This is a genomic window from Ectothiorhodospira haloalkaliphila ATCC 51935 (assembly GCF_000633935.1).
Taxonomy (GTDB): domain Bacteria; phylum Pseudomonadota; class Gammaproteobacteria; order Ectothiorhodospirales; family Ectothiorhodospiraceae; genus Ectothiorhodospira; species Ectothiorhodospira haloalkaliphila.
Genome location: NZ_KK214998.1, coordinates 1,015,275 through 1,037,113, shown reverse-complemented (window position 1 = coordinate 1,037,113; position 21,839 = coordinate 1,015,275). Strand labels below are relative to the sequence as shown.

Sequence of the window (21,839 nt, the reverse complement as noted above, 5' to 3'; positions counted from 1 at the left end):
GATACCTGACCATGAAGATCAAGGAACAGTCCCTACAGATCAAACGCATGGTGGAGCAGGGGGATATCCGGCGCATGTCCCGCTCCCAGGCCTGGTCGGTGGGTGCCGTGCGGGCCATGATGGGCATCGGCCGGGAGGTGTCCGGCGGTCAGCTGAATCTGCATGCCATGAGTCTGGTGTATACCAGCCTGCTGTCCGTGGTGCCGTTGCTGGCGCTGTCCTTTTCCGTGCTCAAGGCCTTTGGTGCCCACAATGCGGTGGAGCCCTTCCTGCTCACGCTGCTGGAGCCCCTGGGGGAGCAGGGGGAGGAGGTGGTTGCCAACGTCGTGGAGTTCGTGGAGAACATGCGCGTGGGGGTGCTGGGGTTCATCGGCCTGATCTTCCTGTTCTTCACGGTGGTGGGGCTGATCCAGAAGGTGGAGGCGGCCTTCAACTACATCTGGCACGTGCACACGCCCCGCAATTTCGTGCAGAAGTTTTCCAATTATCTGAGTGTGATCCTGGTGGGGCCGGTGCTGGTCTTTTCCGCCCTGGGGATCACCGGCACGGTGATGGCGACCGACATCGTGCAGCAGGCGATGGAATACGGGGTCGTGGGTCAGTCGGTGGAGCTGTTGTCCAAGCTGGTGCCCTACCTTCTGGTGACCCTGGCCTTCACGTTCATCTATGTGTTCGTGCCCAACACCCATGTGCGGCCGCTGCCGGCACTGATCGGTGCGCTGGTGGCTGCCATCCTCTGGCAGAGCGTGGGATGGGGGTTTGCGTCCATGATGGCGGGCTCCACCCGGTACGACGCCATCTATTCCGGCTTTGCCATCATGATCATGCTGCTGTTCTGGCTGTATCTGAACTGGCTGATCCTGCTGGTGGGGTCGCAGGTGGCCTTCTACCTGCAGAATCCCACCTATCTGCTGATCACCGATGGAGATTCGGCCACCCTGTCAGGCAATCTGCAGGAGCGTCTGGCGCTGCGCCTGATGCAGATCCTGGGGGCGCGTTTCTATGAGGGCGGTGAGCCCCTGTCCCGCGGGGAACTGGCGCATCATGTGGGTCTGCCCGAGGAGGCCCTGGACCGGGTGCTGCAGGCCCTGGAGAAGGCGGGGCTGTTGGTCCCCACATCGAAATACCCCACCCGCTACCTGCCGGGGCGGGACCTGGGCCAGATCGCGCTCAAGGATATCCTCGATGCGGTGCGGGGCTACGGCAACTCCCTTCCCGGCGAGCAGGAGCCCAGCCTGGATGACCAGGTGGCCCGGGTCTGCCAGGAGATGGAACAGGCGCTGGATGGCGCCCTGGCCAGTCAGTCACTGCGTGATCTGGTGCATCAGCAGCCGAAGAAGGAAGATGGAGTCTCGCCCGGGCAGGCCGCCTCGACCTGAGGAAAATCCATGACGAACGACTGATCTACGGCGATCTGGCGCGGCAGATGGCCTGATCATCAACGGTCTCGTCTGCTGCACCCAGAAGCGCCCTGAAGCGCTCGCCATGGCTCTTGGCTGCCTCCCGTAAGGTTTGCCAGCCATCGGGTGGATGACCCTCCCTGAGCATCTTTTGGAAGACGGCGTAAGCGTCATGCTTGCTGTCGTAGGCGCGCTTGGTGGATTCGTCGTTCACCCAGGCGTAAACGATAATCCTGCTGGCGAGGTCGTAGCGAAAGAACAGCCGGTACTGCTGGTAGAACTTGGCCCGACGCCAATGGCTGTGCTCCGTGCCGAGGGTGTTCCCTTGACGGTACTGAGGCCCCGAGGGATCTTGGGGAATGTCGTTCAAGGCCAGTTTCACGATGGCTGCAAGGCGCTTGGTGGCTGGTTTGCCGCGATATCCAACGGGATCCTTTTCCTGGAGTCGTTTCACCTTTTCGGTGAGCATTTCGACCTGTTCAATGAACAGTGGATGGGCGTAAATGGTCCATCCGTTCACCTTCAGCGCGGTCATGCGTCGTCGTCATCCTCTGGCAACACCTCGTCCATATCCACTTCAACGCCTGACGTGAGACGCTCAGCCTCGGCAAATGTGCTGACAGTGACCGCCTGAATGTTTTCCGGATGCTCCTGCAGATCGCGCTCCAGGAAGGCCAGGAAACTGGTCATCACGGGATCTCGGCTGGACTCGTCACTCGCACGTGAGAGCACCACTTCCCCATTCGGGCGAATGGTGTAGTGGATCCGGTCACGGCGTTTCAGCTTCAGGGCATGACGAACCGTTGCCGGCACCGTTGTCTGGTAGCGATCTGTCAGAGTGGAGTCAGCTTCAATGGTCGTGTTCATGTCGTTCTCCGCCCGGCGGCACTGCAAGGGTTACGGGAAGAAGGTAATGCATTCGCATTGCCTGGTCAATGAAGCCGCCTGCCCGTTGTTCAGCCAGGAGGTCCGCAGGGCTGTCCGACGTACGTTAATGGCACGGTGATGAACGGTCGCCACGAGCCGCCCCTATCAAACCCCTGTCATACTCCGTCTCTAACATGGCGACTCTGATTCTCAGGTGAACCAGTCGTGGGGTCTTGCCAAGACCTCACCCAAGAGACGTCATGACCAGCACGCTTCCCTCGCGACCCCCTCAGCGGGTTGATCACCGCGGCACGCCCATGGATCGCCGGATTGGCCGGGATCTGCTCGTTCATGTGGAGCCGGCCCATCCGGAACACACCAACGAGGAGATCGCCGAGCGCTTCGCCGCGGATCGGGCCCTGCAGAATCTGCCCGTCACCTTCGGGCAGCGTCCCATGGGGCTGATCAATCGCAGCCTGTTCCACAACATGATGGCGAAACCGTTCTATCCGGAGCTGTACAGCCGGCAGAGCTGCATTGCGTTCATGGACAAGAGCCCTCTGGTGGTGGAGGCCGGCCTTCCCATTCACGAACTGACATCACTGGCCATCCAGGCCGGCGAAAAGGTGTTCGTCGATGGCTTCATTCTGGTGGAGGATGGCGAATACGTGGGTGTGGGTCAGATGCTGGATCTGATGCAGGCGATGACGGAACTCCAGGAGCGACAGCACCGGCAGCTGAGAGAAAGCATCGATTACGCCAGCATCCTGCAGTCGTCGCTGCTGAAGCCGTCCTGTCAGGCCATGGCCGAAGCTCTGCCGGAACAGCACTGGCTGTGCTGGCGCCCCCGGGATGTGGTGGGCGGCGACTTCTACCACTTCCTGCCTCTGTCCGACGGATTCCTGGTGGGCCTGTTCGACTGCACGGGCCATGGTGTGCCAGGTGCCTTCATGACCCTGATCGCCGTCGCGGCCCTGGAACGGGCCCTTGCCGAACACGGTCCGGATGACCCGGCGGCCCTGCTCAAGGCCATGAATCGCCGTATCAAGCAGAGCCTGAATCAGCAGATGGGCTGCGACCGCCACGCCCATCGACTGGAGAACTCCGACGATGGTCTGGATGGGGCGATCCTGCGTTACCACGCCACCAGACAGCAGATTCGTCATGCCGGTGCCCACATGCCCCTGTTCCGCCTGATGCCCGGCACGCAGGGGCAGTGCGAGGCGGTCAAGGGCGACCGGGCGGGCGTGGGTTACACGGGCATCCATTGGGATCAGGAGTGGCAAAACCAGACACTGGAATGCCATCCGGGAGAAAGGCTCTATCTGGTCAGTGATGGTGTGATCGACCAGATCGGCGGCGACAAGCGCATCGCCTTTGGCAAGAAGCGCCTGCGCCAATGCCTGCTGGAGACACGACACCTGAGCCTGGCCGGGCAGGGCAAGGCGCTTGAGAAGGCTCTGGACGACTATCGCGGGGACGAGCCTCCCCGTGACGACATCACCCTCATCGCCCTGGCATTGCCCGGACATCCTTCCTGCTGAGGTTTCCCCAATGAATCAAGCACTGTGCATCTGTGCCGAAAAGCCCCAGGACTGCGCACGGCAAAACGGCGACCTGATCTTCTACTACGTGGGGGATTTCTCCCAGAACATCATCCATGCCATCGGCGACGCAGTGAAGCTGCGGCTGGAAGCCAGCGAGACTTCGGGCAGCACCCGGCGCAAGCTGTTTTCCATCTTCATCGAGATGGCGCAGAACATCATCCACTATTCCAGCGATCCCTTGCATGCGGATGATGCGTCGGCCGGGGAGATGCGTGCCGGGTCGGTGTGCATCTGCCGCTCTGGCGAGCGGTTCCAGATCATCTGCAAGAACCCTGTCACCCGCGAATGGGCCGATCAGCTGCAGCAGACCCTGTCCGCCCTGCGGGAGATGTCCCGGGAAGAGATCAAGCGTTCCTACCGCCAGCAACTGCGCGCCGCCGAACCGCCGGCCAACAGCAAGGGCGCAGGCCTTGGGCTGCTCACCATTGCCCGGGACAGCACCGCACCCATCGACTACGAGATCGGTGAACATCCCACGGGCGATCTCACACTCACGCTGCGCGCTTACCTTTGATGTTCAATGGGAGAACACACCGATGGACAATCGTCTTTACATTCCCGCCAGCCCGGACACCCCGGAGGTGGACTTCGATTTCGAGGCCTGTCATCTGCGCCTGCGCGGGGAGTCCTACCCGGAGAGTGCCGTGGCCTTCTACCATGACATCCTGGAGCGCACCCGGGCGTTCCTTGAGGGCTGCAAGGACACCGAGATCCAGGTCACCATCGAACTCAAGTACTTCAACAGTTCCAGCACCAAGATGCTCTTCAATCTGGTGGACATGCTCAACTATTCCATCGTCCGGGGTAATCACATCCGGTTGAACTGGATTCATGACGAGGACGATGAAACCATCCTGGAGTTCGGACAGGAACTGGCCGAGGACTTCCCCGATATCGATTTTCGTTCCCTGCCCACACAGGCACTCTGAGATGACCGCGCCCGACCTGTTTGCCCGGGAAAAGGCCGCTCTGAGCCGGGCCAAAGAGGCCCTGGAACAGGGAAACGGCGAGATTGCCCACCGTGCCCTGGCGGATCTTGCCCAGGCCTTCGACCGCATGATTCGTGACACGGGTCGGCTGATCAACCACGCGGACCGCACCGAACGTGAACTCAACCGGGCCAATCAGAAACTGCGGGAACTCACCGAAGAACTGACCTTCAGAAGCCGGCACGATGGACTCACGGGGTTGCTCAACCGCGAAACCTTCATCGGCGAAACGGTGTCGCTGATGGCCTCCGGGACGGTGATCCTGCTGCTGCTGGACATCGATCACTTCAAGCAGGTCAATGACCGCTACGGCCACCCGGTGGGCGACAGGGTGATCGTCGGCGTGGCCCGGGTACTGTGTGCACGGGCGCCCGGGCAGGCCCTGTGCGGGCGCCTGGGTGGCGAGGAGTTTGCCATCCTCCTGCCCCATGGGCACTGGGCCAGCGCGCTGCATCTGGCCGAGGACATCTGTGGCGGTATCCGGGATATACGGGAGCCCGCTCACCCGGGACTGCGGGTCACAGCCTCCATGAGCGCGGCTGCCAGCGCCCCCGGCACCCGTTTCGACACGCTCTACGTCTGTGCCGACGACGCCCTCTACCGGGCCAAGTCCCTGGGGCGGGATCGCATCGAGACGGTGGCGGACTGGATCACCCCAGACGCCTGACCGGGGGCTTGTCCGTCACGATATCGTGTTGATCGCTGCCGAGGCGGCGGTCAACGAACAGGGTGTTCCCGGGTTTCTGCTTGGCACAACGCTTGACCTCGCTGGCCCGCTGGGCGATGTCCAGGTGCGACTCGAACAGGCCGGGGTCCACCGGTACCACCCCGATGGAGAGGCTCAGCAAAGGAAAGAAGCGAGGTCGTCCCTGTCGATCCAGCAAGGTGACCCCTCCGGTTGCCCGGTCGCCTGCATCGTAGAACTCCCCCACCTGCTCGGCAAAGGCCTCCAGCAGCCATTTGCACCGGGCGTGCCCTTCTCCTTCCCCGTTGAAGACCAGGATGAAGTCATCGCCACCCACGTGCCCCACAAAATCCCCCTGCCGCCTGGGCAACCTGCGCACCAGGTCCCCCAGCGCACGGATCACGCGGTCGCCACGGGCGTAACCATAATGATCATTGAAGGGCTTGAAGTGGTCCAGGTCGCAGTAGGCCACGGTGAAGGGCTGGTGGGTTGCCAGCAGCTGGTCCAGGTGCTCGTTGATGGGCACATTGCCCGGTAGCTGGGTGAGCGGATTGGCATATCTTGCGTAATGCACCTGAAGCTTGGTGAGCTTCTTCAGAAGCTCCACCAGCCAGCCGACCCCCAGGTAGTCGCCGGTGTGCGGATCAATGATCACGAATTCCTGATCCACCTGTCCATGGGCGGAGATGGCCTCGCTCAACTCTTCCAGGGGCTGATCGGCGGGCACCAGCAACGGATCCACGCGCATGAAATAGCGCAGCGGACTGCGATCATGCAGTTCGCGGGTGAAGCGCTGGGAGTAGAGCATGAGCAGCTCATGGCGTCTTACCATGCCGACAGGTCGACCCCTGTCCACCACGGGAAGGCAGTGCAGATCCGGTGATGTCTGGAATTGCGCCACCGTGTCCGCCAGCGTCTGGTTGGGGTTGGCCACCGGATTGGGGTGGATCAGTTCCTGGGCCCGATTGCGGGGTGCCGGGAACCAGTCCTGCGGGTCCCATGATCGCTCGTGTCGAAGCCTTTCAGCGGCCAGGGTGGGCTCGGCCGCGGGCCGGGCAATATGGTAGCCCTGCCCCAGCGGGATGCCCAGATGTCGAATGACCTCGTATTCCGCCGCGGTCTCGATCCCTTCAGCGATGATCCGGGTGCCAAGGCCGTGGGCAATCTCGTTGATGGAGCGCAGAAACTGCCGCTTGACGTCATCGCGGTCGACGTTCTGCACGAAATGCATGTCGATCTTCACGTACTCGGGCTGTAACTCGGACCAGTGCCGCAGGCTGCTGTAGCCGGCACCCAGGTCGTCCAGGGCGATGGAAAACCCCATGTCCCTGTAATGCCGCACGGCGTCGCGCATGATGGAATAATCGATGATGGGTTCCTGCTCGGTGAGTTCGATCACCACCCGATCCGGTGGGATGCCGACCTCTTTGAGGAACCGCAGGGTCACCCCGTGTATGGCCTTGCGGTCCAGCAACACATCGGGCGTCACATTCAGGAACAACTTTTCCCCAAGCCCCAGGTGCGCAAACTGCCCGAGGATCACCTCCCGGCAAAGCACATCCAGTTCGAACAGTCGTCCCTGTCGCCGGGCCTCCGCCAGGAGCTTTTGCGGGGCGTGCCAGGGGCTGTCGGAAGGCCCTCTGATCAAACCCTCATAGCCCGCCACCTTTCCATCCCTCATGTCGACGATGGGTTGAAACAAGGCATGAAGATGCCCGCCCGCGATGATGTGGTCGAGCGTTTGACAACTGGACACTGTTTTTCCGATGCGCATTCGGGGCGTTGAAAGTTGAAAAGGTAGCTTACCTTGTATGGGTGACAGGTCCATGACGATGATGCCTGCGGCTACAGTGGGATATCTGTATGGGCGGCTGGTCAGTACAGCACCGCGAACATCCACCTTATCCCGCAGGAAATGCATGAGAATGAGCGGGGAAGGTTGAATGAGTTGCCGCAGGGCGGAGGAAGGGGGGATATCCAACAACGCCATGGACGCAGACACGCGAAAGCGGCGCTTCTTCGTCGCGTCACCATTGCCCGCTGGTTTATGTGCCTTGATCGTTCGAGTCGATAGAGCTATCGTAATACCGACTGCTTATCGATAGGTGGCCTCATGGCTTCAGTAACCGTTTCTCCCAAATACCAGATTGTTATTCCTAAAGAAATTCGTGAATCCATGGGAATTGTATCTGGCCAGAAAGTCCAGATTACATCATATCAGGGGAGAATCGAGGTGATTCCCCTCAAGCCCATGAAGGCGATGAGAGGCTTTCTGCAAGGAATTGATACCACCGTTCTCAGAGAAGAAGAACGGCTGTGAATGTCGTGGATTCGTCGCTTGCACTGAGTCGAAAACCCCAGTGACGCCTGCCGTTCGCTCCAGGCCTGCCGCCGCTCGGCCAGTGCTTCGTTCCACAGCAGGCAGTGAACCCAGCGTTGGTGCTCCAAGGCGGAGAGCTGGGCAGCCGTGGGGTAAAGCCGGTATGTGACCTTACGCTGGACCATATTGAGAGCATACTTGGTTGTTATGGACTCCCCTGAGCCGCTGCGCGAGTGATTAAAAGAACCCCGCAGGCGTCGTTCGCCTGCGGGGTCAGGCTGCATCACAGATGACGGTGTCAGTTGCTGACCGGTATCAAGCGCTCGTTGACATCCGGTGCCACGTCATAGGCATCGTCTGCATCCGAATGGAACTCCAGAAGGTACTCGGCCAGGGCGTCCTGTTCGCCCCCGGTGCTGGAAAAATCGGTACCACCGGGGTCGGCGTTCTGGAATCGTTCTTCGAGCAGGGATGCGAAGTTGGCTTCTGTCAGTCCATTGAATGGCCATCCACTACCGCAGTTGGGCCTCGCAAACTCGCTGCCAGCGGGGGCGGCGCAGGCTGCCAGAAAATCCAGTGCGACGACCCTGTAGCTTCTATCTGTTGACTGTGTCACGCCATTTGTGACGACGGTTTCCCAGCCCCCGCTGCAGGCGCCGGCATTCCAGTCCCCCAGGCAGACCTTCATTTCCCGGACTTGTTGCCCGTCGGTGACAGCGCCTTGATTGCTGTCGCCATCGGAGCGAGCTTCGAAGGATCGATCAAACTCAACGCGCAGACCTGCGGTGTGCCCGAAGTTGCCCTTGACCAGTTCCTCCAGCAGGTCGCGTAATTCAGCCGCCGTCATGTCCACCAGGGCAAGACCGTTGTTGAAGGCCAGGGAGGTCTGGATGTCCAGCTGCGAGATGCCGCCTTCGGGTTTGCCGAAGTCGTTGGCCGCCGGGGGCAGCAACGCCACCGCATCCTCTTCACCCGGCGGAACACTGACGATGCCGATGGGCGCGCGGATACCGCCCCCGTTCTTCACCGAGACCAAGGGCGGGTTATTGGTATCCATTTGCTGTGCGTACCACAGGTTGGCATCCGCCGTCAGATTGCCCAGGTTGGTCTCGCGGCTGCGCACCTCGGCGCGTCGTCCTTCCAGGAAAACCTCGGTGATGCCATAGGCAGTGCCATCGAGTTCGCCAAGGATCTGGCGGATGACTTCAGCAACCTCCACAACTTCCGGGATCGGTTCGGCCTTGAGTTGTTCCACCATCGTGGGCGTGGCCGCCCAGGCGCCGTTCTCGGCGGGATCCAACTTGTCAGTGAGGATCACTCCATCCGAATCGAATTCCACCACCAGACGACCCAGATATTTGTAGTCCGCATCCGTGTTGACCAGCAGAACAGGTTCACCGCTGGCGCTTTCGTAGATCTCAGGGTAATCACCCCCCTTGCTGTCTCCCTCTCGGAGCAGGTCGTTGCTGTCCGCCAGAAGCGTGTTGGATCCACCGGCAACGATGATGTCCACGTCTCGCAGGCGTGTGGCCAGGTTTCTTTCCACGTTGATGCGCTGCATGTGTGCGGCGAGGATGATCTTGTCGACCCCCTCTGCGGTCAGTGCATCCACCTCTTCCTGGATCACGGCAGCAAGTGCATCGAACCCCGCTTCATTCTCCACGAAATCAGCGGGTGAAAGGGTCAGGTTTCCGACAGATGTGATCGCAGGCAGAGTCGGGGTCACGGCACCTACAACGCCGACGCGCTCACCATCCACCGTGATCACGACGCTTCGGGCCAGTGAACCAGGTGGCAGGTTGCTGGCCTCCTGGCGCGGGTCCTGTACCAAGGGGGCCGTATTCGAATCCGCCATGAAATCGATGTTCACCGAAATGTACGGCCAGATGGCCCCGGGGTAGTCGCCGTCGGGCGAGATGATGCCGGCAAAGCCGGCGGGTCCGGTGTCGAGATCATGATTTCCAACGGCGGTGACCTGAACCCCCAGCCGATTCTGAATCACGATCTCGCCACGTCCCTGCCCAGGCTCGCCCACCACATCTGCCATACGGGCATCCGTGCTGGCCTCGAAGATGGGGCCCGGGATGTAGTTATCGCCAGAGCTGAGCAGGATCGTGCGCTCGGGATCCTGGGATCGGAAATGATCCACCAGGGCCGAAAACTCGTCCACGTTGAACATGGCCGCCGTACCGCCCCCATCCACATCCGCAAAGTGCAGCAACTGCAGCTGGAACGTTTCGTCCGATGTGCTGGTGGAATCACTGTCGCATCCGGCGAGCAGCGCTAATGCCAGAATAGCGGCACCACCAGCTTGAAAGGCCTTTGCTTGCATTTCCTTACTCCTGGCTTATTGATCGAAATTCGCAGTCTGGGCTGTGCAGGTGACATCTGCGTTTGCCTGGCATGAAGGCGGAGTGACATGATCAGGATGATGCTGGTGGCTCTCCATGAAACTCTCACTCGGCCAGGCGCGAATCACGGCATTCACCAGGGTGGCGAGGGGGATGGCGAAGAAGACGCCCCACAGCCCCCAGAGACCTCCGAAGATGATGACCGCGACGATGATGGCCAGGGGATGCAGGTTCATCATCTCCGAGAACAGCAGCGGCACCAGCACATTGCCATCCAGCATCTGGATGACGGTATAGGCCAGCATCACGTGGATGAAGGGGGCGCTGAACCCCCACTGAAAATAGGCGACCAGCGCCACCGGCAAGGTGACGGCGATGGCCCCCACCAGTGGAATCAGCACGGAAAGGCCCACCAACAGGGAGATCAGCAGGGCGTAATTGAGGCCCAGCATCCAGAACACCAGATAGGTCACGCCCCAGACAATGACGATTTCAATGAACTTGCCCCGCACGTAGCTGGAGATCCTTACATGGACCTCCTGCCAGACCACCTGGACGAGACCGCTGTCCCGTGGCAGAAAGCTCGCGAACCATGCCAGTATCAGCGCCTTGTCCTTGAGCAGGAAAAATACCATCAGTGGCACGATGATCAGGTACACCAGCAGGTTCATCATCTGCATGGCCGACATGAGCGTGAGGTTCAACACCCTTTGGCCAAGAACGATGGATTGCGCCCGCAGTGCACCCATCACCTCCCGCACCTGATCCTCGGTCACCATGTGGGGGTAATTTTCTGGTAACTGCAGCAGCATACGCTGGCCTTCCAGGATCATCCTGGGCAACTCTCTGACCAGCTGCCCGATTTGCTGCATGAGGATGGGGACGACCACCAGCACCACACCCAGCATGACGCCGAGGAACAGCACGAAGCACAGGGTGACCGCCAGGAGCCGGGGCAGGCCCCGTTGCTCCAGGGCGTGCACGGCCCACTCGAGCAGATAGGCGATGATCACTGCGGCGAGCAGGGGGGCAAGCAACTGCCCGGCCAGCACCAGGACGACGAGCCCCATCACCAGAAAGGCCGCCAGCACGAAGACCTGAGGGTTGGAAAAATGCCGGGAATACCATTCCCGAAGGAGAGTGAACATGAGCCTGTATCAAGCGTCCCGCCGGGGTGGCGCGATCATCCGAGGGTGCCACGACCGCATGTTGGCTCGACGACATCCCGATGACGATGCGATGACATGGCAGGGGTGTGTGCCCTGTCTCATGACCGGGGTCCGGGATGCGGCGTCCCTGGCTTCTTGACTCAGGACTGGGGCATCTGGCGGGCATTGCCCTGATCGCCGGGGTTTGCAGCCTGCCATGGTCATCGGCCCTGTCCATGGAGACTGAACGCTGGACCGCCCCCGACGGCACGACGCTGCGCGAGGCCGTCTGGCACCCGGACGGGCAGAGCCTGGGTACCCTGATACTGCTCCCGGGATACCAGGAGTTTGCTGAAAAGTACGACGAACTCGCCCACTGGGCGGCCCTGCAGGGTTGGCGGGTTCGACTTCTTGAATGGCGCGGCCAGGGCCTCTCCGAGCGCCCCCTGGCGGACCCGCATCGCGCTCATCATGACGATTTTGGCGTGGCTGCCGCCGATCTGCTGCACTGGATGGCGGATCAGACACACCAGGACCCCGGGCCCCGGGTCATCCTGGCCCATTCCCTGGGTGCCCACCTGGCGTTGCGAGCGTTGGTGGATGGCGATGCAGGTGCTGTGGATGCACTCATCCTCTCGGCGCCCATGCTACTGCCCAACACGGGGCCCTATCCCGTCTGGCTGGCCGAGCGCATCGCGCGCCTGGCGGTGTACCTTGGTCTGGGGGAGTGGTACGCGCTGGGACAGGGACCGTACGATCCCAAAAGACATCGGTTTGCCGGCAATCCGGTCACCGGCAGCCTGGCGCGCTGGTCGGTTCACCATGATCACTTCCGGGAACAACCCGAACTGGCGCTCGGCGGCGTCACCTGGGGATGGCTGGATCAGGCCTTGCGTTCCCGGCGTCTCATCAAGCGCAAGGCCGCCGATACCATCCATCAGCCAGTGCTGTTGCTCTCCGCCCCCGCCGACCGGCTGGTGGTGGCAGAACGACACCCGTCATTTTGCGACCTGCTGTCCCGATGCACCCTGATCCGTTATCCCGGTGCCCGCCATGAGCTGCTCATGGAGGAGGATCGCATCCGGGATCGGGTGCTGGAAGATGTGCTGGGATTCCTGAAAGACCAGTAGATGCGGGGGGCATCAGTCTTGCTGGGCACTTGGACCCACAAATGGGCTCATTCACCGCGAATTCGCATCGCCACAGCGTGGCCAGAAGAGGGCACGTCCCTGTGCATGCGCCTGGATGGCTTGCCGATCAGAACTCGAACTGAGCGCGGGCAGCCAGGACCTGGTTGCCGTCCGACTTGCCGCCGCGACCTTCATAGTCGAAGTACATATAGTTCAGCTTGAACACCATGTCTTCGTTCGGGTACCAGTTCAGACCGAGAGTGTAGTGATCCATTTTGTTGCCTCGGCCCGGACGGGAGTGCTCCGAGGAATCCGCGTGCGCAAACCGTGCGGCCAGCTCCCAGGCACCGGTGCCGCCGCGGCCAAACGTCGAGTTCGGGCGCACGGCACCAAAGTCACCGCTGAAGGCACGATAGTTGCGGTGTTCGCCGGTGAGGAAATAGCTGGCCTGCACATAGTAGCCATCCAGCGTGAGACGGCTCTTGTCGGTGCGAACATCCCCTTTGTCAGGGTCAAGGTTCAGGTCGACACGCAGATACTCGCCCTGAAGCGAGAAGGGACCATGGCCCCATGCGGCTTCCAGTGCATATCGGCTGAAGTCTTCCACCCCTTCGATGTCGTTGCGGCCGATCAGGCGAATATCGATTGCTCGCGCCCCTTCGCGTGAACGCAAGCGCACGTCCTCATAGATGTCGCCATCCTCGTCATCGAAGTCTTTGGAGTTGCGCCGATAGTTGTACGACAGCCCCAGGTGAGAAAAGGTGTCATCAGACATGTAGGGTGCGAAGGAGCCACGCAAGGCCAGTGCGTAGCCTTCTTCCACGTCGCGATCACGATCCGTGCCCTCGCCGCCGAAGACACCCGCTGCCAGATAGTAATTCGGAACCAGGGTCTCGTACATCAAGCCAATATTGCGGCTGGGGCGGTAGGCATCGACTGGCGTGGCGCGTTCCATGAAAGTCAGTCGGCGCGAACTGGTGGAGCTCTCCAGCGAGAAGGGTTCCTTGAAATTGCCAACTGCCAGCCGCCCGTGGTCGGTCAGGTAGGCGAGGTAGGCATTCGCGAACCTGACATCACTGTCCCGAAAATCAACTTCCAGCTGCCACTCCCAGGTGTCATCATAAACACCAATGGCTCCAAGGCGCGCCCGACGAAGGTATGTACCTCGCTCCGGGAGGGCCCCATCGAAATCCTGCCGGTCCGTTTGCGAGGATGCGGCGTTCAGATTCTTGTCCCAATCCGCGAATTCGGTATCGATCATCAGGCGGCCACGCAAGCCGAAACGATTCGTGCCATCCTGACTCTCCACGCGGAATTTCCTGGCCTGGATACGATCGTTCACTGCTCTCAGCGGCAGGGTCGGTTCATACTCGAGCCCCGGGTAACGATCCTCTGCCGCGCGCCGTTCCTTTTGCAAGGTGTCGTCACGCAATTCGCGGGCATCTTGCTCGGTAAGAACGCCGCGCTCGATCAGTTTGTCGATCAGCGCAGAGCTGGAGTCCCCGGAGTGGGCTGTATTGGTCAGGAAGCCGCCAGTGAGGAGGGCGGCAAGTACTGCTTGATGCTTTAATGATCTCATTCAGTTTCTCTCTCTCTTTCTTTATTCAAGGGACTCCTGTCGCGAATGGATGCCCACGAACGTGGGGGGAGGATGGACGCAACATCAATCAAAAACGGCAATGTGAATCCGCAGTTGGATCGGTGACCTGCACATACATTCCTCGCCGGCGGCCATCCTGTCGGTCGGGTATGACATGCGGATTGAGACAGGATGACGATTCAATGACGGGGTAGTGCGTTTACGCTTCCTGCCGCCCCACCCGGAACAGGATCAGCACCACCGTGGTCAGCACGATGGTCACGGTGGCCATGGCCATCGCCATGGTGATATCGCCTTGCTCGAACTGATTGAAGATGAACGTGGCGGTGGTGTCCGCGCCCGGGGGCAGGAGCAGGATGGAGGCGACCAGTTCGCGCATGCAGACGATGAAGGTGGTCACCCAGGCGGCCAGCAGGGCGGGTTTCAGTTGCGGGAGCACGATGCTGAAGAACACCCTTGCCCGGCCGGCGCCCAGCATGGCGGCGGCGTGTTCCATGCTCGGACTCATGCGCGTGAGGCTGGTGTTGGAATAGTTCAGGGCGTCGGTGATGTAGATGACCACATAGGCCAGCAGCAACATCCACAGGGTGTTGTAGACATCCAGATGGATCCAGGGCGCATTCCAGGCCAGGATCAGGCCCACGGCCACAACGATCTTGGGAATCACCCGGGGTAACATGGCCAGGCCGTCCAGCAGTTTTTGCAGGGGTCCGGTACTGCGGACATTCACGTAGGCGATGTACCCCCCGATGATCACGCAGATCGTCGCCGCGGCGATGGAGAGCCCCAAACTGGTGGTGAGGGCTTCCAGCCCCCGGGAGCCGGGTGCCAGGATGGCTTGGTAATGACCCAGGGTCAGTGCCGGCAGCCCCTCTCCCCAGGCATCCGCAAGGCTCGTGATGATCATGGCTGCATACGGTAGTGCCGCCGAGAGCAGGAACAGGCCAAGAAACAGGCCCCAGCCGAGGCATTTTCCCAGAGGTCCGAGAGGATGCAGGGCCGATTCCGAGGCCTTCAGCGTACCCCCTCCGGCTTTTGCCGCCAGCCAGCGGCTGACATACAGGGTGGCCAGGGCAAACAGGCACAGCAGGCTCGACAGGGAGGTGGCCAGGGGCAGATCGATGGGCCAACTGGTGACCAGGTAGAAGATCTCGGCCGGGAGCAGCGGCAGATTGGCCCGGGTTCCCATTACCGCCGGTACACCGAAATTCGAGATGGCTTCCAGGAATACCAGCAGACCTGAATTGAAAATGGCCGGCAGCAACAGCGGCACCAGCACCAGCGCACCCAATTGATACCACCGGGCTCCCAGCATCTGGGCCGCATCTTCCAGACGTCGCGGGATGGCCGACAAGGCCGCCTCAACCGCCAGAGCCACATAGCCGAATGAAGAGAGGGCCATCACCAGGGTCACGCCCCAGAAAGAGAAAAACCATGCTCTCAGGCCGTCCGGCAGTCCGCCAAGCAGGGTGTCCGCGAACCCCCCATGCTGCATGACGAGGATGTAGGACAGGGCGGCGATATAGGGGGGTGTCATGATCGGCACCAGCAGCGATAGCCGTGCCCAGAGCTTGCCGGGCAGGTTGGTGCGCGCCAGCAGATATCCACAGGGGATGCCCATGATCCAGCTAACCACCGTGACCGCCCCCGCCCACAGCAGGCTGTTGCGGATCATCTGCCCCAGGGCTTCGGTCTCGACGATGCGGCGGTAAGGGTCGAGAAAACCCTCCAAGCTGCCACCGAGGATGTCCGGAAACAGGCTCTGGGCGAACAGCAGCAGGAGCGGATAACCCGTGGCCAGCAGCAGGAGCAGGGCACAGATAAGAATGGGCAACTGCAGCCAGGCATGGCGGCGCAGGGCGCGTAGCTCAGGTGTCACGGGTTGTTGCCTCCGGCGGGAACCACCTCGGCACGTTCCACCTGGATCTGAAAGCGGCGCAGCACATCCCGATATTGCTCGAGTGCCTCGGCGGTATCGATATTGAAGGTCTCGGGCAGGCCCTGGCCGGCGCGGGCAGGGCTGAGGGGGACATCGGTCCTGGCGGGCAACAGATGCTGAGCCGCCACCTTTTCCTGCATGGGAAGACTGAGATAGTGGTCCACAAAGCTCTGGGCCAGATCCTCCACAGGTGTGTCTGCCAGGATGGCCACCGGCCGTATCACCAGGGCCGAGCCGGAAGGGGGATAATGCATGCGTACGGGGGCCCCCTGGTCGACCTGGCGGTAGATCAGATAATCCACCGCACCGACAATGGCCTGGTAGGCGCCCTGCAAAAGTCCCCCGATGGCCTGGCTGTTGGCAGCGGAAAACTCCAGTCCGGCCCGGCGCATGGCAAGGTAGTCATCCCAGGCCCGGTCGCCGTGATGCAGCTTGTAGGCCAGCACGAATTCACCGGCCGAACCGGAGCGGGAGGGAGACGGCATGGTCAGCCGTCCGCCGGTCTGGCCTGACATCAACTCCGACCAGTCGAGATCCACCGTGCCCACGCCATCCCTCAAGGCCACGCCAACGATGGCAGCGGAGGTGGCGACGTAGTGGTGATCCGGGTCGTGCCAGGCCTCGTGCGTGTGGTTGAGCCCCTCGGGTTGGTAGGGGAGCAGGGCGCCGCGTTGCTTGAGCGATTCCGCCGCCAGGGCGCTTGCAAAAACCACCACATCGGCCCGGGGGCGGTAGCGCTCCGCCTCGAGACGGGCCATGATCTGCCCCGTGGTGGCGGCAAAGAGTTCCACCCTGTGCCCGGTGCTCGCCTCCCAGTCCGACACCACAGCCTCGGCCAGGGGGCGGGGGCCGGCGGAATACACCACGAGGGTATCCCCGTCCGCCTGGCGTGCATCACCACAGCCAGCAGCCAGAATGACGAGGGTCAGCATCGCCGCGCAGGTTTTGAGGGGTTGAGGCATGAGATGAAAGCGTCAGTCGCGGTAGGGGGAAGCGTGAAGTGACTCGATGCGCGTGTTGATGGCCCAGGGGTCAGTCTGCGACCACGTGCAGGCCGTGACCCGGAAAGCGGATGGCCACCGGGTCGCCCGGGCGCAACGGGTGTTGAGAGAATCCACGTATCTCCAGTCCTCCATCCAGCCCGGCCAGGATCTCGTGGCGATCGCCCAGGAAGCTTCGGCGACGGCAGACCCCCTCCAGAACCACATGGCCGTTGAGGTGTCTCGTGCCTTCGCCCACGGGTTCGATGACGACGTGCTCGCGTCTGACCACCAGGTGACCCTTGGGGGGGATGGCGTGGGTGGGCAGCGGCATGTCGTGGCGATCCCGCAGGGTGACGCGATCGCCCTCCTGACGGTAGGGAATGACATTGGAGGCACCGATGAAGCTCGCGGCAAAGCGTGTGGAGGGGCGGGCATAAAGGGCTTCGGGAGTATCCAGTTGCTCGATGCGCCCCTGATACATGAGCGCCACCCGGTCGGCCAGTGTGAAGGCCTCGGACTGGTCGTGGGTGACATAGACAGCGGTGGTGCCCGTCTCTTTCAGCAGGGTGCCGATTTCGGACTTCAACTCCTCCCTCAATCGGGCGTCCAGTGCCGATAGGGGTTCGTCCATCAGGAGCACGCGTGGCCGTACGGCGAGCGCGCGGGCGATTGCGACCCGCTGGGCCTGCCCCCCGGAAAGCGTTGTCGGCCGGCGATCGGCAAACTCGGTCATCTGCACCTGCTCCAGTGCCTGCATGACCCGCGCCCGACGCTCACGGCTGCCGACGCCCTGAATCTTCAAGCCGAACTCCACGTTGCCGGCCACGGTCATGTGCGGCCAGAGGCTGAAGTCCTGGAATACCATGCCAAAGCCACGGCGCTGCATGGACTGATGTATGCCCTGACTTCGATCATCCAGGATCTCGTCATCACATCGCAGTTGCCCACCGTCGGCTTGATGCATGCCGGTGATGATGTTGAGCAGCGTCGTCTTGCCACAGCCTGAGGGGCCCAGCAGCACCAGACATTCTCCTGCGGGCAGCTCGAGGCTGATCTCCTTGAGAACCACCTGTGACTGGAACTGCTTGGTGATGGCGGTGCACTGGAGTGAAGCGGTCAATGGGGTACCCCGAATGGCTTTGGACGCTCACTCTCTAGGCTAGGGGTTGGAAATGACAGAGCCATGAACGGGGCGGCCGCCCGGTCCGTCATCAAAACGTCATCATTCATTCACAAAGCTGACACCCCTGCTTCCCATACTCTCCCTCGTCAAAACCGGTTTCCGCCCCGGATTATCTGGGGTGGCGGTTGTCTTGCCATCCATCCCGTGAGAAGAGGAATGTCATGAAGCACCTCAAGAAAGCCTTTGTCGCCGCCGGCGTGTCCGCCGCGCTGGTGATGGCCGGCCCCGTCCAGTCCAGTGAGGTCGACCCGAACCTGCCCACATACGAGCGTGTCTCGGGCATCTCCGGCAACCTGTCCTCCATCGGTTCCGACACTCTGAACAACCTCATGACCCTGTGGGCCGAGGAGTTCAACCGCTTCTATCCCAATGTGAATATCCAGATCCAGGGTGCCGGTTCGGGTACGGCGCCGCCGGCCATCACCGAGGGCACCGCCAACTTCGGTCCCATGAGCCGCACCATGCGTTCCTCCGAGAAGCAGTCCTTCGAGGAGCGCCATGGTTATCCGCCCACCGAAGTGGCCGTGGGTATCGACCTGGTGGCGGTGTTCGTGAACAAGGACAACCCCATCGAAGGCATGAGCCTGGCCCAGGTGGACTCCGTGTTCTCGGAAACCCGCCGCTGCGGCGCCGATCAGCGCGTCAGCCGCTGGGGTGAGCTGGGCCTCACCGGTGGCTGGGAAAACCGTGACATCGCCCTGTACGGCCGTAATGCCGTGTCCGGCACCTACGGCTTCTTCCGCCAGCATGCCCTGTGCGGCGGTGATTTCAGCGATGACGTGAACGAGCAGCCGGGTTCCGCTTCTGTGGTGCAGGGCGTCACCGAGTCCCTCAATGGCATCGGTTACTCCGGCATCGGCTATCAGACCGCCGGCGTCAAGGCCATCAAGCTGGGCCAGGAAGAAGGCAATCTGTTCGAGCCCAATGCGGAAAACGCCCTGACCGGTGACTACCCCATGGCCCGTTCCCTGATGGTGTACGTCAATTCCCACCCCAATGATGGTCTGCCCCCGCTGGAGCGCGAGTTCCTGAGAATGGTGCTCTCCAAGCAGGGTCAGGAAGTGGTGGCGCGTGATGGTTTCGTGCCGCTGCCCGAGTCGGTGGCCGGTCGCATGCGTACCGAGCTGGGTCTCGAGTGAAGTCGGGCACGGCGGGCATTCCAGCCCCGCCACCCCAGTCAGGGCCCCGCCATTCGCGGGGCCCTGACCTTTTGCACATTCGCGCTTCATGACGCCGTCACGAAACTGTCACGTTCGTGGGTTAGCGTGAGCGCCGATACGGTGGGCCCCGCTGGGGTGCCACCCCGTCTTTCCCCTCATCAAGACGACGAGCACCATGAGCACAACCAACCCGGCCATCGGTAGGGGTGGCGAAAGCCCCCGGGATGCGGCCCTTCTGCCCAGTGGCGACAAGCGCGCCCGGCTCAGGAAGTGGCGCTATTTCAAGGACGGCGTGTCCCGCTACGGCGTGGGTGCCGGCGGCATCGGGGTGGTGGTCGCCCTGGGGCTGATCTTCGTCTACCTCTTCTATGAAGTGGTCCCCATGCTCATGCCGGCGGATGTCACGCCCCATGAGAGCTATCAGATCCCCGGTGAGCCCGCGGCGCAGACCCTGCACCTGGCCATCGAGCGTTATCAGGAGTTGGGGGTACGGTTCTCGGACGACGGTGTGGCCACCTTCTTCGAAACTCCCGATGGCGAGGTTCGCAACTCGGTGGACCTGCCCATTCCAGCAGAGGCGCGCATCACCAGTTTTGCCGCCGCCGAGGCGCGCCAGCGCCTGGTGGCCTATGGCTTGTCCGACGGCACGGCCGTGGTAGCCCGACACGACTACGACCTGACCTACCCGGACAATGTGAGGCACATCGAGCCCAAGCTCACCTTTCCTCTGGGCGAGGAGCCGGTGGTCATGGACGCTCAAGGGGAACCGCTGATCCAGGTGGCCATTCAGGAGGGCAGTCGTGGCTTTGCCATCGCCGGCCTCACCGCCGACAACCGCCTGGTCTTCAGCCTGTATCGCACCTCCACCAATGTGTTCACCGGTGAGACCCAGATCAATCACAGTGCCTACGAACTGCCCTCGCCCCCTGGCGTGACCCGGCGGGTGCTGGTGGATTCGGATCACCGCGCCGTGTTCGTGGCGGACAATCAGTCACGCATTCACTATTACGACGTTTCCACCCCGAGCAACCCGCGCCGGGTGGAGGCGGTACGCGTGCTGGGAGACGACCATGACGTGACCGCCATGGAGTTTCTGGTGGGCACCCAGTCCATCATCGTCGGCGGATCGGATGGATCCCTGAGCCAGTGGTTCCTGGCCCGGGACGAGGAGAACGTGCGCCGTCTGCGGCATGTGCGCAGTTTTGAGTCGCAACCGGCGCCCATCGCCACCATCTCACCGGAACTGGCCCGCAAGGGTTTCCTGGTGGGAGATGCTGCCGGCGGCCTGAGCATTCACTATGCCACCTCCAATCGCACCCTGATGCAGGACACCATCCTGGACGGGCCCATTCAGGCCATCGGGGTGTCGCCGGTGAATCGGGCCCTGCTCGTGCTGGGGCCGGATGGGCAGGTCCTGCCCATGAGCCTGCGCAACCCCCATCCGCAGGTTTCCCTCAGCGCCCTGTGGGGCAAGGTGTGGTACGAGGGGCGGGACGAGCCCACCTACACCTGGCAGTCCTCCGGGGCCACGGATGATTTCGAACCCAAATTCAGCCTGGTGCCGGTGACCCTGGGGACCATCAAGGCGGCCTTTTACGCCATGCTGTTTGCCACGCCGCTGGCCATCATGGGGGCCGTTTACACGGCCTATTTCATGCAGCGCCACCTGCGCGGGATCGTCAAGCCCACCGTCGAGGTCATGGAGGCCCTGCCCACGGTCATCCTGGGCTTTCTCGCCGGTCTCTGGCTGGCGCCCTTCATCGAGGCTCATCTGCCGGCGGTGTTCAGCATCTTCATTCTGCTGCCGTTGCTGATGCTGGCGGTGGGGTTTGCCTGGACGCGCCTGCCCGAGGCGATTCGCGCCAGGATCCCCGTGGGGACGGAAATGCTCATCCTGATCCCCGCCGTGCTGCTCATGGTGTGGGTGTGTGTCCAGTTGAGCCCCATGGTGGAGGTGTGGTTCTTCGATGGCAGCACCCGCCAGTGGCTCACCGAGATGGGCATCACCTATGACCAGCGCAACGCCCTGGTGGTGGGTATCGCCATGGGCTTTGCCGTCATCCCCACCATCTTCTCCATTGCCGAGGATGCGGTCTACACCGTGCCCCGGCACCTCACCCAGGGCTCGCTGGCCCTAGGGGCCACGGCCTGGCAGACGGTGGTGGGGGTGGTCCTGCCCACCGCCAGCCCCGGCATCTTTGCCGCCGTGATGATGGGCTTCGGTCGCGCCGTGGGGGAAACCATGATCGTGCTCATGGCCACCGGTAACACGCCGGTCATCAATTTCAACATCTTCGAGGGCATGCGCACCCTGTCGGCCAACATCGCCGTGGAACTCACCGAGACGGCGGTGGGCAGCACCCATTACCGCATCCTGTTCCTCTCGGCCCTGGTGCTGCTGGTGCTCACCTTCGTGCTCAATACCGCCGCCGAGATCGTGCGCCAGCGTCTGCGCCAGCGTTACAGCAACCTGTAGG

Annotated in this window: 18 protein-coding genes and 1 pseudogene; 9 read left to right on the top strand and 10 right to left on the bottom strand. The window is 62.0% G+C overall.

What is annotated here, in order from left to right:
- The first annotated feature begins 11 nt into the window (after positions 1-11).
- Positions 12-1,379 (top strand): YhjD/YihY/BrkB family envelope integrity protein, encoded by a 1,368-nt coding sequence (locus ECTHA_RS0112675; protein ID WP_025282507.1) that lies wholly within the window; start codon positions 12-14, stop codon positions 1,377-1,379.
- A gap of 25 nt (positions 1,380-1,404) precedes the next feature.
- Here the strand turns inward: ECTHA_RS0112675 and ECTHA_RS18290 are convergent, their stop codons facing one another.
- The gene (locus tag ECTHA_RS18290) at positions 1,405-1,935 is read right to left on the bottom strand and encodes a type II toxin-antitoxin system YhaV family toxin (protein ID WP_025282506.1); all 531 of its coding nucleotides are present in this window, start codon (positions 1,933-1,935) and stop codon (positions 1,405-1,407) included.
- Positions 1,932-2,267 (bottom strand): type II toxin-antitoxin system PrlF family antitoxin, encoded by a 336-nt coding sequence (locus tag ECTHA_RS0112665; protein ID WP_025282505.1) that lies wholly within the window; start codon positions 2,265-2,267, stop codon positions 1,932-1,934. The genes ECTHA_RS18290 and ECTHA_RS0112665 overlap by 4 nt, the downstream gene beginning before the upstream one ends.
- A gap of 260 nt (positions 2,268-2,527) precedes the next feature.
- On the opposite strand from ECTHA_RS0112665, the gene ECTHA_RS18285 reads away from it, so the two are divergent.
- From ECTHA_RS18285 to ECTHA_RS0112645, 4 genes are read left to right on the top strand one after another with little or no spacing between them, the layout of a single operon-like run.
- The gene (locus ECTHA_RS18285) at positions 2,528-3,811 is read left to right on the top strand and encodes a SpoIIE family protein phosphatase (protein ID WP_025282504.1); all 1,284 of its coding nucleotides are present in this window, start codon (positions 2,528-2,530) and stop codon (positions 3,809-3,811) included.
- A 10-nt stretch (positions 3,812-3,821) separates the two neighbouring features.
- On the top strand, positions 3,822-4,388 hold the full coding sequence (locus ECTHA_RS0112655) for a SiaB family protein kinase (RefSeq protein ID WP_025282503.1): 567 nt from the start codon (positions 3,822-3,824) through the stop codon (positions 4,386-4,388).
- Positions 4,389-4,410: 22 nt separating this feature from the next.
- A complete protein-coding gene (locus ECTHA_RS0112650) occupies positions 4,411-4,803 on the top strand; it encodes a DUF1987 domain-containing protein (protein ID WP_025282502.1) in 393 nt (130 codons plus the stop codon).
- A 1-nt stretch (position 4,804) separates the two neighbouring features.
- Complete coding sequence (locus ECTHA_RS0112645; RefSeq protein WP_025282501.1) at positions 4,805-5,530, top strand: GGDEF domain-containing protein; 726 nt, start codon at positions 4,805-4,807, stop codon at positions 5,528-5,530.
- On the opposite strand, the gene ECTHA_RS18280 is transcribed toward ECTHA_RS0112645, so the two are convergent.
- Positions 5,514-7,304, bottom strand: a complete 1,791-nt coding sequence (locus ECTHA_RS18280; RefSeq protein ID WP_025282500.1) for a GGDEF domain-containing protein — start codon at positions 7,302-7,304, stop codon at positions 5,514-5,516. The two genes, ECTHA_RS0112645 and ECTHA_RS18280, sit on opposite strands and share 17 nt — an antisense overlap.
- A gap of 357 nt (positions 7,305-7,661) precedes the next feature.
- Between ECTHA_RS18280 and ECTHA_RS0112635 the strand changes: the two genes are divergently transcribed.
- Positions 7,662-7,868 (top strand): AbrB/MazE/SpoVT family DNA-binding domain-containing protein, encoded by a 207-nt coding sequence (locus ECTHA_RS0112635; RefSeq protein WP_025282499.1) that lies wholly within the window; start codon positions 7,662-7,664, stop codon positions 7,866-7,868.
- A 59-nt stretch (positions 7,869-7,927) separates the two neighbouring features.
- On the opposite strand, the pseudogene ECTHA_RS20715 reads toward ECTHA_RS0112635, so the two are convergent.
- From ECTHA_RS20715 to ECTHA_RS18275, 3 genes and pseudogenes are all read right to left on the bottom strand, one after another.
- Positions 7,928-8,053, bottom strand: a pseudogene (locus ECTHA_RS20715) (helix-turn-helix domain-containing protein); the annotation flags it as partial.
- A gap of 113 nt (positions 8,054-8,166) precedes the next feature.
- Positions 8,167-10,200 (bottom strand): 5'-nucleotidase C-terminal domain-containing protein, encoded by a 2,034-nt coding sequence (locus ECTHA_RS0112630; protein ID WP_025282498.1) that lies wholly within the window; start codon positions 10,198-10,200, stop codon positions 8,167-8,169.
- Positions 10,201-10,215: 15 nt separating this feature from the next.
- Positions 10,216-11,367 carry an AI-2E family transporter gene (locus ECTHA_RS18275; RefSeq protein ID WP_025282497.1) on the bottom strand — a complete coding sequence of 384 codons (1,152 nt, stop codon included), beginning with the start codon at positions 11,365-11,367 and terminating at the stop codon, positions 10,216-10,218.
- Between the two features lie 137 nt (positions 11,368-11,504).
- On the opposite strand from ECTHA_RS18275, the gene ECTHA_RS0112620 reads away from it, so the two are divergent.
- Complete coding sequence (locus ECTHA_RS0112620; RefSeq protein ID WP_025282496.1) at positions 11,505-12,497, top strand: alpha/beta fold hydrolase; 993 nt, start codon at positions 11,505-11,507, stop codon at positions 12,495-12,497.
- 127 nt (positions 12,498-12,624) lie between these two features.
- Here the strand turns inward: ECTHA_RS0112620 and ECTHA_RS0112615 are convergent, their stop codons facing one another.
- The 4 genes from ECTHA_RS0112615 to ECTHA_RS18270 form a co-directional block, all read right to left on the bottom strand.
- Positions 12,625-14,076: an OprO/OprP family phosphate-selective porin gene (locus ECTHA_RS0112615; RefSeq protein ID WP_025282495.1), complete on the bottom strand. Its 1,452-nt coding sequence runs from the start codon at positions 14,074-14,076 to the stop codon at positions 12,625-12,627.
- Between the two features lie 220 nt (positions 14,077-14,296).
- Complete coding sequence (locus tag ECTHA_RS0112610) at positions 14,297-15,976, bottom strand: ABC transporter permease (RefSeq protein WP_025282494.1); 1,680 nt, start codon at positions 15,974-15,976, stop codon at positions 14,297-14,299.
- The gene (locus ECTHA_RS0112605; RefSeq protein WP_026623781.1) at positions 15,973-16,998 is read right to left on the bottom strand and encodes an extracellular solute-binding protein; all 1,026 of its coding nucleotides are present in this window, start codon (positions 16,996-16,998) and stop codon (positions 15,973-15,975) included. Before ECTHA_RS0112605 ends, ECTHA_RS0112610 begins: the two co-directional genes overlap by 4 nt.
- A 70-nt stretch (positions 16,999-17,068) precedes the next feature.
- Positions 17,069-18,139 carry an ABC transporter ATP-binding protein gene (locus ECTHA_RS18270; RefSeq protein ID WP_025282492.1) on the bottom strand — a complete coding sequence of 357 codons (1,071 nt, stop codon included), beginning with the start codon at positions 18,137-18,139 and terminating at the stop codon, positions 17,069-17,071.
- 224 nt (positions 18,140-18,363) lie between these two features.
- On the opposite strand from ECTHA_RS18270, the gene ECTHA_RS0112595 reads away from it, so the two are divergent.
- Both ECTHA_RS0112595 and ECTHA_RS0112590 read left to right on the top strand, forming a co-directional pair.
- Positions 18,364-19,341 carry a PstS family phosphate ABC transporter substrate-binding protein gene (locus ECTHA_RS0112595; protein WP_025282491.1) on the top strand — a complete coding sequence of 326 codons (978 nt, stop codon included), beginning with the start codon at positions 18,364-18,366 and terminating at the stop codon, positions 19,339-19,341.
- 196 nt (positions 19,342-19,537) lie between these two features.
- Positions 19,538-21,838 (top strand): ABC transporter permease subunit, encoded by a 2,301-nt coding sequence (locus ECTHA_RS0112590; RefSeq protein ID WP_025282490.1) that lies wholly within the window; start codon positions 19,538-19,540, stop codon positions 21,836-21,838.
- Position 21,839 lies beyond the last annotated feature (1 nt).

Bases quoted from the DNA above. Each gene is read 5' to 3' on its own strand.
- ECTHA_RS0112630 (WP_025282498.1), bottom strand. From the start codon at position 10,200: ATGCAAGCAAAGGCCTTTCAAGCTGGTGGTGCCGCTATTCTGGCATTA.
- ECTHA_RS0112615 (WP_025282495.1), bottom strand. From the start codon at position 14,076: ATGAGATCATTAAAGCATCAAGCAGTACTTGCCGCCCTCCTCACTGGC.
- ECTHA_RS18275 (WP_025282497.1), bottom strand. From the start codon at position 11,367: ATGTTCACTCTCCTTCGGGAATGGTATTCCCGGCATTTTTCCAACCCT.
- ECTHA_RS0112650 (WP_025282502.1), top strand. From the start codon at position 4,411: ATGGACAATCGTCTTTACATTCCCGCCAGCCCGGACACCCCGGAGGTG.
- ECTHA_RS18290 (WP_025282506.1), bottom strand. From the start codon at position 1,935: ATGACCGCGCTGAAGGTGAACGGATGGACCATTTACGCCCATCCACTG.
- ECTHA_RS18285 (WP_025282504.1), top strand. From the start codon at position 2,528: ATGACCAGCACGCTTCCCTCGCGACCCCCTCAGCGGGTTGATCACCGC.
- ECTHA_RS0112645 (WP_025282501.1), top strand. From the start codon at position 4,805: ATGACCGCGCCCGACCTGTTTGCCCGGGAAAAGGCCGCTCTGAGCCGG.
- ECTHA_RS0112635 (WP_025282499.1), top strand. From the start codon at position 7,662: ATGGCTTCAGTAACCGTTTCTCCCAAATACCAGATTGTTATTCCTAAA.
- ECTHA_RS0112595 (WP_025282491.1), top strand. From the start codon at position 18,364: ATGAAGCACCTCAAGAAAGCCTTTGTCGCCGCCGGCGTGTCCGCCGCG.
- ECTHA_RS0112665 (WP_025282505.1), bottom strand. From the start codon at position 2,267: ATGAACACGACCATTGAAGCTGACTCCACTCTGACAGATCGCTACCAG.
- ECTHA_RS0112620 (WP_025282496.1), top strand. From the start codon at position 11,505: ATGCGGCGTCCCTGGCTTCTTGACTCAGGACTGGGGCATCTGGCGGGC.
- ECTHA_RS0112590 (WP_025282490.1), top strand. From the start codon at position 19,538: ATGAGCACAACCAACCCGGCCATCGGTAGGGGTGGCGAAAGCCCCCGG.
- ECTHA_RS0112605 (WP_026623781.1), bottom strand. From the start codon at position 16,998: ATGCCTCAACCCCTCAAAACCTGCGCGGCGATGCTGACCCTCGTCATT.
- ECTHA_RS0112655 (WP_025282503.1), top strand. From the start codon at position 3,822: ATGAATCAAGCACTGTGCATCTGTGCCGAAAAGCCCCAGGACTGCGCA.
- ECTHA_RS0112675 (WP_025282507.1), top strand. From the start codon at position 12: ATGAAGATCAAGGAACAGTCCCTACAGATCAAACGCATGGTGGAGCAG.